12 protein-coding genes are annotated in these 14,383 nt (G+C 49.1%); 10 read left to right on the top strand and 2 right to left on the bottom strand.

All coding sequences use genetic code 11. The features are described 5' to 3' along the window. The first annotated feature begins 109 nt into the window (after window positions 1-109). From folE2 to ACES2G_RS10950, 5 genes are all read left to right on the top strand, one after another. Window positions 110-1,024: a GTP cyclohydrolase FolE2 gene (folE2, locus tag ACES2G_RS10970; protein ID WP_347359239.1), complete on the top strand. Its 915-nt coding sequence runs from the start codon at window positions 110-112 to the stop codon at window positions 1,022-1,024. 98 nt (window positions 1,025-1,122) lie between these two features. Beyond that, complete coding sequence (locus ACES2G_RS10965; protein WP_347359240.1) at window positions 1,123-1,620, top strand: Fur family transcriptional regulator; 498 nt, start codon at window positions 1,123-1,125, stop codon at window positions 1,618-1,620. A gap of 230 nt (window positions 1,621-1,850) precedes the next feature. After that, a complete protein-coding gene (locus ACES2G_RS10960; RefSeq protein ID WP_374000169.1) occupies window positions 1,851-3,146 on the top strand; it encodes a hypothetical protein in 1,296 nt (431 codons plus the stop codon). Between the two features lie 180 nt (window positions 3,147-3,326). Continuing rightward, entirely contained in the window at window positions 3,327-5,927 is a 2,601-nt protein-coding gene (gene uvrA, locus ACES2G_RS10955) for an excinuclease ABC subunit UvrA (RefSeq protein ID WP_374000168.1), read from the top strand. A 79-nt stretch (window positions 5,928-6,006) separates the two neighbouring features. Next, entirely contained in the window at window positions 6,007-7,038 is a 1,032-nt protein-coding gene (locus ACES2G_RS10950) for a DUF475 domain-containing protein (RefSeq protein ID WP_347359243.1), read from the top strand. A gap of 39 nt (window positions 7,039-7,077) precedes the next feature. On the opposite strand, the gene ACES2G_RS10945 is transcribed toward ACES2G_RS10950, so the two are convergent. Both ACES2G_RS10945 and ACES2G_RS10940 read right to left on the bottom strand, forming a co-directional pair. Beyond that, a complete protein-coding gene (locus ACES2G_RS10945) occupies window positions 7,078-7,956 on the bottom strand; it encodes a DMT family transporter (RefSeq protein ID WP_347359244.1) in 879 nt (292 codons plus the stop codon). Then, window positions 7,949-8,671 carry an FAD-binding oxidoreductase gene (locus ACES2G_RS10940; protein WP_347359245.1) on the bottom strand — a complete coding sequence of 241 codons (723 nt, stop codon included), beginning with the start codon at window positions 8,669-8,671 and terminating at the stop codon, window positions 7,949-7,951. Before ACES2G_RS10940 ends, ACES2G_RS10945 begins: the two co-directional genes overlap by 8 nt. Window positions 8,672-8,790: 119 nt before the next feature. On the opposite strand from ACES2G_RS10940, the gene ACES2G_RS10935 reads away from it, so the two are divergent. The 5 genes from ACES2G_RS10935 to ACES2G_RS10915 all read left to right on the top strand — a co-directional run bounded on the left by ACES2G_RS10935 (window position 8,791) and on the right by ACES2G_RS10915 (window position 14,222). After that, a complete protein-coding gene (locus tag ACES2G_RS10935) occupies window positions 8,791-10,869 on the top strand; it encodes a hypothetical protein (protein WP_374000167.1) in 2,079 nt (692 codons plus the stop codon). Window positions 10,870-10,994: 125 nt separating this feature from the next. Then, entirely contained in the window at window positions 10,995-11,624 is a 630-nt protein-coding gene (locus tag ACES2G_RS10930; RefSeq protein WP_347359173.1) for a DUF3943 domain-containing protein, read from the top strand. Between the two features lies 1 nt (window position 11,625). Beyond that, window positions 11,626-12,285, top strand: a complete 660-nt coding sequence (locus ACES2G_RS10925; RefSeq protein WP_347359174.1) for a hypothetical protein — start codon at window positions 11,626-11,628, stop codon at window positions 12,283-12,285. Between the two features lie 14 nt (window positions 12,286-12,299). After that, the gene (locus ACES2G_RS10920; protein ID WP_374000166.1) at window positions 12,300-13,031 is read left to right on the top strand and encodes a phosphatase PAP2 family protein; all 732 of its coding nucleotides are present in this window, start codon (window positions 12,300-12,302) and stop codon (window positions 13,029-13,031) included. A 120-nt stretch (window positions 13,032-13,151) separates the two neighbouring features. After that, entirely contained in the window at window positions 13,152-14,222 is a 1,071-nt protein-coding gene (locus ACES2G_RS10915; RefSeq protein WP_347359176.1) for a hypothetical protein, read from the top strand. Window positions 14,223-14,383 lie beyond the last annotated feature (161 nt).

Here is a 14,383-nt window from a genome sequence, read left to right as displayed (position 1 = left end):
TCGCCACACTCTTGCGGTGCATCTGACTGAAAAAGCTTCGCTCCATGGTAAAAGTGAGAGCCATTTGCAGGAAATTGCGCTAAGAAGAGGGGGAATTGGATATAAGCTTATGACGAAACAAACTCTTCCTGACGTAGCCAAAGAAACTCATGCCGAACGATTTGCCCCCATCGATTGGGTAGGGATGGGAGCGATCGAGCTTCCGGTTATCCTGAAACAGGCCGATGGCCAGTATCGTATCCCGGCACGCGTGGATGCCAAAGTCAGTCTGGATAAAAAACCTTCTCGTGGCATTCACATGTCCCGCCTGTACTTGTTGTCTCAGGAGATGATGACCAAGTCCGAGTTGACTCTGGGGCTTTTGGGCACTGTGACTTCCGAGTTTTTGCATACTCACGAAGATCTTTCCTCTCGCGCTCTGGTTCAGGTTCAGTTTGAGGCTCCGCTGGTTCGTAAGGCCTTAAAAAGCAACAATCAGGCTTGGCGCTCGTATCCGGTGGTTTTGTCGGCATTCAATGAAGAAGGCAAAGTCAGTTATTTTGTTGAAGTGATTGTGACTTATTCCAGCACTTGTCCTGCCTCTGCGGCTTTGTCCCGTCAGTTGATTCAGGATGGATTCAAGCAGCAGTTCTCTTCCGATCAGACATTGGATTTTGATATTGTGCATGCGTGGTTGGGAACTCCGCAAGGGATTATGGCAACGCCGCACGCTCAGCGCAGTTTTGCCCGCGTGAAGGCGGAAGTGGGTCCTGATTTCCAGTACGGGGACTTGATTGACGTGGTCGAAGAAGCTTTGCAGACGGCGGTTCAGGGTGCGGTCAAACGTGAAGACGAGCAGGAGTTTGCTCTTCGCAATGGTCAGAACCTGATGTTCTGTGAAGACGCTGCTCGCCGGGTGAAGGATGCTTTGGATTCCAAACTTGCGATTTTGGACTATGTGGCTGAGTTCAGCCATGTGGAAAGCCTGCACCCCCACAATGCGGTTTCTCACATTTCTAAGGGCTTGAAACTACGCAGTTTTTAGTTTTAGCAAGGCTAGCGCAAATCAACTGATAATGATTCTTAATTCTGTAGACTTATATGGTGGGCTCACCTATAACTAGGGACCTGAGGTGACCATTTATGGGTAAAGATTCTGTGCCATTCCTTCCACGCCAACATGATGATGATATCATCGTTCACTCTGATGAGTTTGACGAGTCGGAACTAAAGCGCATCATTCGTGCTTTGAATCTTAAGGTTACCAGCCAGCGTATGGCGATTTTGAAGGCGTTGCATGAGGGCCGTCGTCACGTCACGGCTCAAGAGCTTTATGAGAAGCTGAGCAAAGAGCATCCGGATATTGGTTTTGCGACAGTGTATCGCTTCCTGCGCACTCTGACCGAAGGCGCTTTTGTCACGGAAGTGCGCATGGGTGGATTGCCAGCCCGCTATGAGCTGACGCCCAAAGGTCACCACGACCATTTGACTTGTGTGAAGTGCGGTAAGATCTGCGAATTTGAAAATAAAGCTATCGAAGGTCTTCAGGAAAAAGTCGCTAATCAGTTTGGGTTTAAACTGACTCATCATATTTTAGAGCTGTACGGCATCTGCCCCGCCTGCCAAGCTAAAAGCCTTTAGTCGGACGGTGAAAAAGGCCCCACTGACTTCGTTGAAGGGCCTTCTCCTTCTCTCCGACGTGCTTGGAGCACGCCTCCGTTGCGGAGAAAACCCTCCGCCTCGCATTGGAGCCTTTTTGACCGTCCTTGGTCTTGTTTGAGTGGAGTGTTCGATCCTTTTAATCTGCTACAAATCGAGAATGTCTTTGGGAATTCATTAAGTCTTGTTTTGGCACGACCGATAGGACTTATATGAAGTTGGCTTTAAAAAGGTGGGGAGTCATTATCCTCGCACCTCTTTTTTTGGGTATTAGCAGTGGCGGGCTTGTTGAGCTTGAAGGCTACTTTAATGCCCGCTATTCAGCAAACTTTCTAAAATCCACGCGCAATGTGCGCTTTGTTTTGCCTCCGGGTACTAAAGCTAAAATTCAGGAAGTCAAAAAATTCAGTTCTGGAAAATACGGTCTGAGTGTTGAAGTGCTTGATGGCAAACAAAAGGGTGAAAAGGCCTGGGTCTATTACAATCCTTCCAATCCCGGTATGAAGCTTTATGAAAGCGAGCAGACCGCGACTCAGGATAAAACCACCAAGGAAGTGGATAAAGCCGATCGTGTGCGTACGACTCGCAAAACGGAAGCTTTAAGAGTTCCTGCTGGTGCAGACGAAAAAGAAAAGAAAGAAGAAGCTGCCGAGGTGGCGCGCCAAATTGAAAAGGGTAACAGAGCTGTTAAAGAGCAAGTTCAGCCCGGTGGGCCTTGTCGTGATTGTGAAGTTTCAAAACTCTATTCCCGCGACGTGCAGCAGTCGGATGCTGTCGTGCCGAAAATCAGTCAGTTCGTTGGGAAATCGTCTGCCGATGCTCCAACTTTGCGTACGCCGACGCGGACCGTGAATCCTTTTGGGGTTCTTCCGGTGACCTGTCGCACTGTGGGCACTTACGATTCCTGCACGAATCAAGGAGCAACCTCGGAAAGCAAGTTCAAGCTTTTTAATCGCGGTCCCAATCGCATAGTTCCAACCAAAGCTGAAAATCGCGACCGTATTTGGACTTTTGAATACGAAGGCGGGGCTCGTCAGGACTTGGGGTTCTATATCAGTGATTCGCCAAACTCGACGCTGAGTCAGATTCAGGAAACTTACATGATGGTGTTTCCGCGCAAAACTCTGCCGCATATCCGTGTTGAAGGAAATAAACAAATCGTGACCTTGCCAACGGGTGAAACCGTAACTTTCAACGCTCAAACACGTGAAGTGATTGGCGGCGTTATGACCGAAGATGGTCCCATCACCGGCGGAGGCACGAAGCTGGACCCTCCAAAAGTGACATACCGTGGTTCTGGCGTCGTGGTGCGTGTGGATGCTCGCGGCGATGAACCGCGCCTGCAGAAAAACGGAACGGCAACGATCACCAAACAAGGCCGCACATGCAAGGTCTCCACCAAAGATCTTTGGCCGGACCAACGGCAGTCGTCCGCCGCTCACTTCAAGTACTTCTCAGATTCCGATTTCGACACCTACCTAAAATCCAAATGCGGCTTCGGCCTTTAAAAGGTGCCTGGTTGTTTTTTCTGGCTACAATGCATCAGCCGACGTCCCAAGCTAATTAAACAGCCCACTGGGCAAGCTATCGTGAGGTCTTTGTGTTTTTTCACGGACTGCTGCGCTGTAGCCAGAAAAAACAACCAGGCACCTTTTCTTCTTTCGGGGGTGGGCATAGAATGATGGCTTATGTCGCATGCTGAAGATGGAATCGTAGTTAAGGGCGCAAAAGAGCACAACCTCAAGGATGTGAGTGTCACTATCCCTCGCAACAAGATCACTGTGTTTACAGGATTGAGTGGCAGTGGGAAGTCCTCGCTGGCTTTTGACACTGTCTATGCCGAAGGGCAAAGACGTTATGTGGAAAGTCTTTCCGCCTATGCGCGAAACTTCCTCGAACAACTTAAAAAACCGGAAGTGGATTCCATCACCGGGCTTTCTCCGGCGATTGCAATTGATCAGAAATCGGTCGGGACCAATCCTCGTTCAACCGTGGGAACTGTCACCGAGATCTACGATTACCTGCGCCTGCTTTATGCAAAGCTTGGCATCCCCGAATGTCCGACTCACCATATTCCGGTGACCAGTCAGACGCCTCAGCAGATCATTGAGGAAGTCTTCAAGAAAAGTCAGGGCACCAAGTTTTATGTCCTGGCTCCCATGGCCTCAGGGAAAAAAGGGGAGTTCTTAGCAGAGTTCCAGCGCTGGGCGAAAAAAGGTTTTGTGAAAGCTAAAGTCGACGGCAAGATGATTGATCTGGATAAAGCCACGAAACTTGCCAAAACCAAAAGCCATGATATCGATTTGGTGATTGATCAGTTGATTCTGAAAGACAGCATGAAGCTGCGTCTTGCAGAAAGCATCAACACCGCGCTTTCCATGGCCAATGGCCGTGTGATGATTGAAACCCTGGATGGCGAGCGCGTGTCTTACTCTTTGCATTCGGCGTGTCCAGAGTGTGGTTTCAGTTTCCCGGAAATCGAGCCAAGACTTTTCAGTTTCAATAATCCTCGTGGCGCCTGCCCAACCTGCAATGGCCTGGGCACGATTGATCTAGAGGAAGAAGAGCAGTTTTCTGACGGTGAAGTCGGCGGGAAGAAACTCGACAAAGTTGTTTACAAATACAAAGGTAAAAAAACTTCCGACGAGGACGATGACGAAGGGGAAGAAATGGTTCTGAACGACTGCCCGGATTGTCATGGCAGTCGTCTGAAGCAAGAGGCCTTGAATATTCGTCTGGGTGGAAAAACCATTGCCGAATTGTCCGATTTGGGTGCCGTTGAACTGCGTGACTGGATCGCAGAGCTGGAATGGAAAGCCAAAGACCAACTGATCGCTGAAAAAATCGTAAAACAAATTCTGGCCCGTTTGGATTATCTGATCCGCGTGGGCACGGGATATCTTTCACTCAGTCGTCCGTCGCGAACCCTGTCCGGCGGGGAGGCCCAGCGCATTCGTCTGGCCACGCAGGTGGGGTCAGCCTTGATTGGTTGCCTTTATGTGATGGACGAACCCAGTATCGGTCTGCATCCCCGTGACCATCACCGGTTGCTGGATATCATCGGTGAGCTGAAGGACCGCGGGAACACCATTTTGCTGGTAGAGCATGATGAGGACACCATTCGCTACGCGGACTTTGTTGTGGACTTGGGGCCACGCGCCGGGATTTTGGGTGGAGAAAAAATGGCTCAAGGCACGCCCGATGAATTGGCGGCCAACCCGAATTCTTTGACGGGCAAATACCTGAGCGGTGAGATCCGTATTCCCATGCCGAAAGAGCGCAGGAAGGGGAATGGTCATCTTTTAAAACTGACCGGCGCTTCGGGGAACAATCTGCACGATGTGGATCTGGAAATTCCGCTAGGGACGTTCACGACCGTGACGGGTGTTTCCGGCTCTGGAAAAAGTACGCTGATCATTGACACTCTTTATAAGATTTTGGCGCAGCACTTTTATAAGGCCTTGGCTCAGCCATCGCCATATAAAAAAATCCACGGTCTTGAGCACATCGATAAAGTTATTGATATCAATCAAAAACCCATCGGACGAACACCACGTTCGACTCCGGCGACTTATGTGGGCTTGTTCCCGATGATTCGTGATCTGTTTGCGAACTTGCCGGATTCCAAACTGCGTGGTTATGAACCGGGGCGCTTTAGCTTTAACGTCAAAGGCGGCCGTTGTGAAACATGCATGGGCCATGGTCAGATCCGTATGGAAATGCACTTCCTCAGCGACGTGTTTGTCACTTGCGATACTTGTCAGGGACGTCGATACAACCGCGAGACTTTGAATGTAAAGTACAAAAATAAGTCCATCGCCGATGTCCTGGAAATGAGCGTGGGCGAGGCGTTGGAATTCTTCCGCAATCACACGCAGATTTACCGCAAGCTTGAAACTTTGCACCGCGTGGGTTTGGATTACATGACGTTGGGACAAAGTTCGACGACTCTATCCGGGGGAGAAGCCCAGCGCGTGAAGTTGTCCAAAGAACTGTCCCGCCGCGGAACTGGCAAGACTTTGTACATCTTAGATGAACCGACCACGGGTTTGCACTTTGATGACGTTCGCAAACTTGTGGAGCTGATTCAGGAACTGGCAGATCAGGGGAACACCGTTCTTGTGATCGAGCACAATATGGAGGTCGTGAAGACCTCAGACCATGTTATTGATTTGGGACCGGATGGAGGCAAAGGGGGCGGTTATATCGTCGCGACCGGAACTCCTGAAAAAGTGGCCAAGGTCGCTGCCAGTGAAACAGGCAAATTCCTGAAGCCCTTGTTGAAATAGAAGTCACTTCTGTTTTGACAAGCCATGTCTTAGGCGGCTGCCCTTGATTCTTAGGGCGGAATCGGGGAAATCTGTCAGGATGAAATACTTTACAGGTTCCTTTGTTTTTACATTCATCGGTCTGATTGCGTCTTATTTCGTGGGTCATTATTATGGCGGCACGGTGACGGCGGGCCTTCAGGCTCTTTTCATTGCAACTATTCTGGCGATTCTTGAAGTCTCATTGTCTTTCGATAATGCGATCGTGAACGCCGTTGTTCTTAAAGAAATGACTCCGGTCTGGCGTCATCGCTTCCTGACTTGGGGGATGCTCATTGCCGTCTTCGGTATGCGTTTGGTCTTCCCGTTATTGATCGTGACCTTCATGGCGGATGTGAATCCGTGGGAAGCCTTGGTGATCGCGGCGACCAAGCCGGATGATTATGCGAAAATGATGTTGGATGCTCATCTTCAGGTGGCTGCGTTCGGTGGAACGTTCCTTTTGATGGTGGCGCTGAAGTACTTCTATGACGGCAGCAAAGAACTGCATTGGATTCCGTTCATCGAACGACCGACTCGTTATCTGGGCAGCAAAGTCGAAGCGATCGAAGTGTGTTTGTCTTTGATCATTTTGATTTTGATCACGAACTTCCTGCAAAAAGAAGAAGCCTTGCCGTTCTTGATGGCCGGTATGGCCGGTTTGATCACTTATGTGATCGTGGACGGTATCGGTTCTTGGTTGGAAGCTTCTGATGAACAAATGCATGATGTGCACAAAGCCAGCGCCGGAATGTTCCTGTATCTGGAAGTTTTGGATGCGTCCTTCAGCTTTGACGGGGTGGTGGGAGCGTTTGCGATCACGCACAACTTGTTCATTATCATGATCGGTCTCAGTATCGGAGCGTTCTTCGTGCGAAGTCTGACAATCATGTTCGTGGAAAAGGAAGCTTTGACCAAGTTTGCTTTCCTGGAGCACGGGGCCTTTTATGCCATCGGTTTGCTGTCCATGATCATGCTGGCAGATCCGTTCCTGCATATCCCTGAATGGTTCACGGGATTGAGTGGCGGGATTATCATCCTGACGTCTTTCATTTGGTCCCTGAAAAAAGGCGATATCCAAGCTTCTCATTAGTCGGTCGGTGAAAAAGGCCACTTTCAAAGTGGCCTTTTTTTATGCTTCTTTTTTGGAGGGGTCCCAGAGGATCTGCAGGACTGAGGCTGCCATGATCAGGACGGCGCCTGAAATCTGTAGGGGGGACAGTCGTTCGTTCAAGATTAAGAATCCAAACATCGCCGCAAACGGAGACTCCAGTAAGAAGATCATGCTGGCGGTGGAATCAGATAGAATCTTCTGAGTCCGAATTTGCAGGTAAAAGGCAATGATACTGGAGCCCAGCCCCAGGCACAGAATTCCCAGCCAGGGCTTGGCTGTGGGTGTCCCCACAAACATTTGATCTTGTGATAGTAAAAGAGGCGTCAAGGCCAGCAGGCACCACAACGATTGGAAGTTGTTAAAGCGAAAGGCATTGCCCACGCGGTTGGAAATGCGCCCGATGTAGATAATATGAAACGTCGCAAACACCGCACATCCCAAGGTCCATAGATCGCCGGTGTTGATGTTGTCGATCTTTCCACCGACCAGAATAAAAGTTCCCACTAAAGCTAAAAAGGTCAAAATATACTGACGCCAGGAACTGGCTGTTTTGAAGAACCACGCATTGAACAATGGCACCAGAATCACATACAGGGCTGTCAAAAAACCGCTCTTCGTGGCTGTGGTGTATTTCAAGCCGATGGTTTGCAGCAATAGCATTCCGCCTAACAGGAGTCCGGCAGGCAGGGCGCGGGTCAGTTCTTCGCGCAAGCTGGTGAAGTTGGGTCCTCTGACAATAAGATAAAGAATCTCTCCGACAATTCCGGCAATTACAAAGCGCAGGAAAAGGGTTTCAACGGGAGTGAAGGCTTCCAAAGCCCACACAGTGGCAACAAAGCCGAAGCCCCAAAGGACTCCGGCAAATATCAATTCTAAGGCAGCGCGATTTTTAGTCAAAAGCCTCTGCCCAGATTTTTGTTTTATCGAAACCGTCAACTTCAAGAAGCTGATGCTTTACTTCCTTGATCATGCCGCCATTGCCGCACAGATAGAACGTGGTCGGGATGTTCTTATAGTCAAATTCAGCAATAAAGTTCTGAACATAACCTTTTTTACCCTTCCAGTCGTCTTGGGGACGGCTCAGCACGAATTCAAATTTGAAATCAGGCAGTTCTTTTTCCAGAACTTCGATTTCTTTCTGATAGTACATGTCCTTCTCGGTGCGCACGCCAAACAGCATACGATAGCGCAGATTTGGATACTGTTCTTTCTTGGAAAGCAGATAACAGATGTGCTGGGACAGACCTGTGCCAGTGTTCAGGAAAACAATCTGCTCTGTCGGTGGTTCCTGGAAGAACACCTTTCCAAATGGGCCGGTGAAGTTCAACAGCTCTCCACCTTTCAATTGCCAAACAAAAGTCGAGGCCAAGCCGTTTTCAACGAACTTGAACAAAAGACGGAAGCCGTCCTTCGTGCGGTCATCGGATGCGATAGAATATGCACGCAAAGCGGGTTTAGCTTCCCCTTGAGGGACGTGAAGCATGACGAATTGGCCGGCTTTGAAGCCAAATTCGTTGGGAGTCTCTGTTTTCAGGACCAGTTCCCGGACTGTAGGGGTGTGGTCGATGATCTCTGAGACTCTCATGTGATAGATCGTACGAGCGGCTGACATAGGGCTCCTTCATATTTCGAGAGGTCTTAATAATCCGAAAAAGCCAGACAGTCCAACGTTTTAGCTTGTTACAAAACCTCGTATTCAATAAAATTAAGGCTCAGCAGAGAGGTACAACCGTGAATAGTGCGCAGCATCTGGTTTTGATCGTTTTATTGGCTTTTGCGTCTCTTGTACACGCACAGACGCCTGAGGGAACACCTCAGCAAAGTGCTCCAGCAGCTCAGGCCTCCGAAGCCTCCGAGCCAGCAGAGGCTTCCGAAGAAGTTCCGGCGCCTCAACGCTCCTTGCTAAAAACAGCAGCGACGCGAGATTTTAATAAAGCCCTGTATTTTGACCAAATCGACAATGGGGTGATCTTGCCACCATTGGAATTGGAATACGACCTGTCGGGTGGAAAAGACCTAAAAATTGGAAATCTGCAGTTCAATGAAAAGAACTTCTTCTTTGCTTTGTTGCCATTAGGGAAAACTCATTCACAGTTGTCCCAGGTTCTGGGCGGCAGTGAAGCGGGTAAGGCCGCTTTGGTGATGGGATGGCCGGACAAACTGATGAGTCACGGAACCATCGAAATGATTTCTCGCACGGGAACGGTTTTGTGGAGTTATTCTTTCACAGCCGAAGATCGCGCAAAATGGCAAAAACAACTGGATGGCTGGAGAAAAGCTCTGGTCGAAAAAGGTGTTGCCGCCAAAGACGTAACCCGTTCCGGTATCTTTGGGTCGCAATTTGCGATTACTGATGTGGAAAGTACCAAAGCTCCATTCTGGGGTCAGAAAGAATCTTTCCGTTTCTGTGTGACTCAGACGGACGGTCGTAATTCGACTAAAATGTGTTCTCAGCGTTATGGAACAAAGTCCTCTGGCAAAAATGTTGTTATGGGGAAAGTTCGTTCGGATGCTGTTACTCCACGTGTCCTTGTGAACAACGAAGATGCGGCACTGAAAAAATCAGTACCTGTTGCTGCGGATATGCCAAGTTCCTTCTTCGCGGAATTGGGTACGGGCGAGTCTTATGAGTTTGTGACTTTGCCGAACAAGCTGGAGCTGATGGATATTTCAGACACCAAGAAGCCGGGCACTTTGCGTATCGTGGGCTATGATACCAGACCTGTCGGCCGCTCTGTGATTCTGAATCCGGATCAGTACAGTTCTTTGACCAAGATTTTGGGCTTCGAATCAACTATCGGGGACCCTCGTAAATTCTGGGCTGCAGCTGTAAAAAAAGAAGATCCGAAAATCTATCTTCCGGGTCAGGGTGGGGGCGTGTTCAAGCAAAGATTTGAACTGTCTGAAATCCCTCGTGCGCAGTCTCGCGTTTACCTGAGCAAACGTGCTCCAACCGGAACTTACATCGATGGCATCAAACTGGAAGGGCGTAAGCAGCCTGTGGCGCAAATCACCAGTGATCAGAACTCAGCGCAAGAAAATCCTAAAGATCCGGCTTCTTTTGTATGGAACTTCCGTGCGACGGAAAGAGGGCAGATCAATCGCTCTTATCTGACAGTGGAAATGGATGGCAAGACGTACAAGTCTTACTATGAAATCTATAAAGGTTACCCGCGCGAGGTTTCTGGACGCTTCACAGGTGTTCAGGCCAAGAGTGAATTCATCATCATGGGTGAAGTGGCGTACAATCAGTGGTTTGAAGATCTGTTTGGTTGGACCAACTACTGGATGTCCCGTCAGCGCTGGGGTGTGAGTGCGAAGTACTTCCAATCCTTCAATCAGTTGAAAGTGGATTCTGCCGGGAACACGGCTCCACTGAGTGTGATGACCGTGGATTTGAAATACCGTGCGACTCCGGGCCTGTGGGGACGTGATGAATCCGTGGGTGCCATGTTGTCTTATCAGAGTGTGACTTTTGATAAGTTGAAAGCACCGATGTTGGGCGTGGGCGCGTTCTGGGCGCGTTCTATGCCGAAGGTGTTTGATGATTTCTTTAACCTGGTTCCATTCATGCGCTATCCGAAATGGGTGGACATGGAGTTTATCTACTACATCAACTCCATGGATTCAAACGTGACGCTGAATGCGCCAATGTCTTTGAACTTCCACGGTAAGGTTCTGTGGTCAGAGCGTTACTTCGGGGAAGCGGGCTTTGGTATGAAACGATACAGTTTCAAAGACTCATCTCTGAACCAGAAAGCAGAGCTGAACACGTTCTATGGAACAGTCGGGTTGGGGATTAACTTCTAAGATCCTGAGATGCAAAATCAGATTGAAAACGGAAGCCTTTGTGCTTCCGTTTTTTTATTCGTGGGCCTATACATAATCATAGGTAATTGCTTGATTACTTATCGCGAACATCGTAGTTAACTTCTATGCCGTCGTGGTTCAAGCTGTTCATGTCATTGATGCTGATCGTGTTAAGTCCTCAGGTTGGGAAGGCCCAAGAGGGAGATTCCTCCTTGGAAGCCCCAGTCAAAGAGCGCAGCACGTGGGAATACACACTGAATTTTTCTGCAGTCTATGCCACTCAGTGGGCGGTATATTTGGTGACTCAGGAAGAAACCATTCGCGATCACGGCTCGTGGGATAACTTTACCCACTATCCATTCCATCCTGGTTTTGACAAAGACAGTTTTGACTACAACCTGTTTAAGCATGCGTGGTCGGGACAATACTATTATTTATTCTATCGCTATCGTGGGTACACAGAAACAGAAGCCTTCACTTGGACCTTTCTTTCGTCTTTGGCCTTCGAGTTTGCCGTGGAAACCTACACAGAAAAACCCAGCATTCAGGATATTTACCAAACACCCATTTACGGAACTCTGGTCGGGATGGGATTTGAGCGACTTAGCACTTACTTCCGCAGCAGCGAATCGGTTTTCGTTCGCGCCGTGGGGATCATGCTAAATCCATTCACTCTGTTGCCACAGAGTGATGTGGCAGCCACGCCTGTGATCAAAGACGAAACGATGGGTGTTTCTGTCTTATGGAGGTACTAGCATGAAAAAGGGGATTCTGCTTTGTATCTCGCTCTTGTTTATTTCCTTCTCGGCCCCTGCTGCCAAGCCATTTGAACCCGATCACTGGAGCAAAGGTTTGCATTTGCTCGCCGGTGGTGGCGTGAACTCGTCCGTGTATTCGGCCAGTGAAGAACGCGTTGATGGCGGTTTGGGACTTAATATTAAAACGGATCTGCTTTATGTTCTGGATTCGAACTGGGCGCTGGAGTGGAGCGCCAATGTTAAGTTCAATCAGGTTCGAAGTTATTTGCTGTGGGACACCTTGCTGACCCTGGGGGTGCGTCGTCAGGTTCCGCGTATTTCCCCGTGGGATCTAGGGGCGCCTTATGCGCGCTTCTTTATTGGGCGTGCCCCGACGGTGTTGTTCTTGAATGGCGGGCAAGTGGATCAAATCTCTGACCCCAATGTCAGTCGTCTGCATTTTGACGGACCTGTTGCCGGATTTGGCTGGGGTGCTTTGAAGAAAAATACCAAGGGGCAGATTTGGTTTACCGAGTTGTCCTTCTCAATTCAGGCTTTGGAACAAGAAGAAGGAGTGCGCATGGACGGGGATGTGCCGGTAGTGGTGGCATCGACGAAGATGGATGATAATTCCAACATCTACAGCTTCACCTGGACAATAGGAATCCTGGCATTCTAAGTGGGAGTTTTTCGGTGAGAATATTTTCTGTTTTTCTATTTATGTTGTTGGGGATGGTTGGTTCTTGCGGATTGGCGGAAGAGGTGGCTCCTGTTGGTGACAGCAATGCTTTCACGGGTTTTTGGGAGCAGGAGATTAAACCCACTGTGGTCAATTCATTTGATGAGGGTGGAAGGATGGTCTTTTTGACCGGAGCCGTTACCACGATTGTGGCTCGCCAGTATGACCAGACTGTTTTTAATCACAATCAGATTGAATCGGATCGTTGGCTCGAACATCGAACTGCCGACTTTGGTGGTTGGTTGGGAAGTGGGGCTCCGGGGATTGCGATTGCCGTGACTCAGCTATTCTTGGATACGCCCAATGGAGTTCGTCATGGCAAGGCCATTGCGTTAACATCCGTCAGCCATATCACGATGGCGACTTTGGTGCGACGAGAACGTCCCAGCAAGCGCAACAAGCTCTCGTTCCCTTCAGGTCATGCTTCTTCTGCTTTTGCTACAGCCAGTTCTTTGGCTTATGCCTATGGATACAAAGCGGGGATTCCAGCTTATGCGGCGGCAAGCTTCGTGGCGTTATCCCGTGTGAATGAGAACATTCACTGGTTGTCCGATGTGGTTGCCGGTGCTGCCTTGGGGATATACTGGGGCCGCGCCAGTGCTCTATATCCCGGGAAAGAAAGCTATACCATCTTACCCATGGTTTCAGGCGACGCGACTTTACTGACCTTTAATATGGAGTTTTAAGGCCTACCATTTAAAGTCACCTGTTTAGGCCTTTGACACCTGAGCAGGATTTAAACACCCATACACCCTGGATTGTGAATTGCTCTAGCCTTCGACGTCATAAAAGAAAGGACGTCGAGAATGAGATATATCAAGGTAGCTCTTCTGTTTTTATGCACCTTTGCATCGGCATTGGTTTTTATGCCCGAAAAGGGTTATGCCACCTCCACAGACGCTGAAGACTTGGCGGCCTGCTCTCCACGAGATGTCCGCGAGTATATGTCGCCTCAAATGAAGAAGTACTTTATGACCCCTTCCGATCAGGGAAATATCGGTTGGTGTTATGGTTATGCCGCTAACGATATTTTGAGTCAGAAGATGGGGACTCCTCTTTCCGCTATTTATACATCTTCTTATTACACCAGCCGTATTACGGGCGCAGGTCGTTTCTTCCGCAGCATTCTCAATGGGGACACCGCGGTGGCTGAAGGCGGATTCATTGCCGGGGCCTTGAAGGACATCAAAAAGAACGGTTATGCCTGCAGTGTTCAAGCACTTCCTCAAAATGGTTCTTTCAATTTCGAACTGGTGCCTAACTATGTTTCCATGGCCGGGACGGGCGACCTTGTCAGATATATGGAAAAGCTTCGCAATAATGAAGTCTGCGACAGCATGTGTGAAAAGCGCGCCGATCATCTGTTCGACTACTTCTTCGGTAAGCTGAGTGTGATTGATGTAAAACGCTACATTATCAATTCCAAAAGCTCTCGTCTTGAGGATGTGTTGTTTAAATTGATGGATTCCGGATGTGGTTCCTCCAAGGTTGCCGTGTCTGGCAATTTGAAGGTTCGCACGGGCGGCGATACAAGTCGTCAGAGCAGATCTGGTGACGAGCATATTTCCGACAGTTACGACTCGGAGCAAACTTTGATCGCAAAACTGAACCGTCAATTGAACAACAATAAAGTTGTGGGCTTTGAATACAACGCCAAACACATCACCGGAGTCGGTGGTATCTTCGGCGGCTGGCATGCCTCTTCCGTCGTGGGCCGCAAAGTGATCAATAACAAGTGTCACTATTTGGTGCGCAACTCTTGGGGCACAAGCTGCAACTACAAACCAGGTGTTATCTGTGACAAAGACACGGGTTCTTACTGGGTGGACAGTAAGACCTTCAAGCGCATGACCACGAAGCTGGTGTGGGTCGATTAATGATTAAAAACTGAGCGAAGCTATAAATGCTTCACAAAGACCGCAGCCCCCTGCGGTCTTTGCGACTCAGGTCCAAATGAACGGGTAATTGTTTCAAAACGATGGCCGTTTTCTGGCGCGGTATTTGCTCAACCGGTGACGGGGATCTTTGTAAGGTCTCT

Origin of the sequence: Bdellovibrio bacteriovorus, assembly GCF_041888015.1 — a bacterium.
GTDB lineage: Bacteria > Bdellovibrionota > Bdellovibrionia > Bdellovibrionales > Bdellovibrionaceae > Bdellovibrio.
The sequence above is the reverse complement of the archived record's forward strand: the minus strand, read 5'-3'. Positions and strand labels throughout refer to the sequence as shown.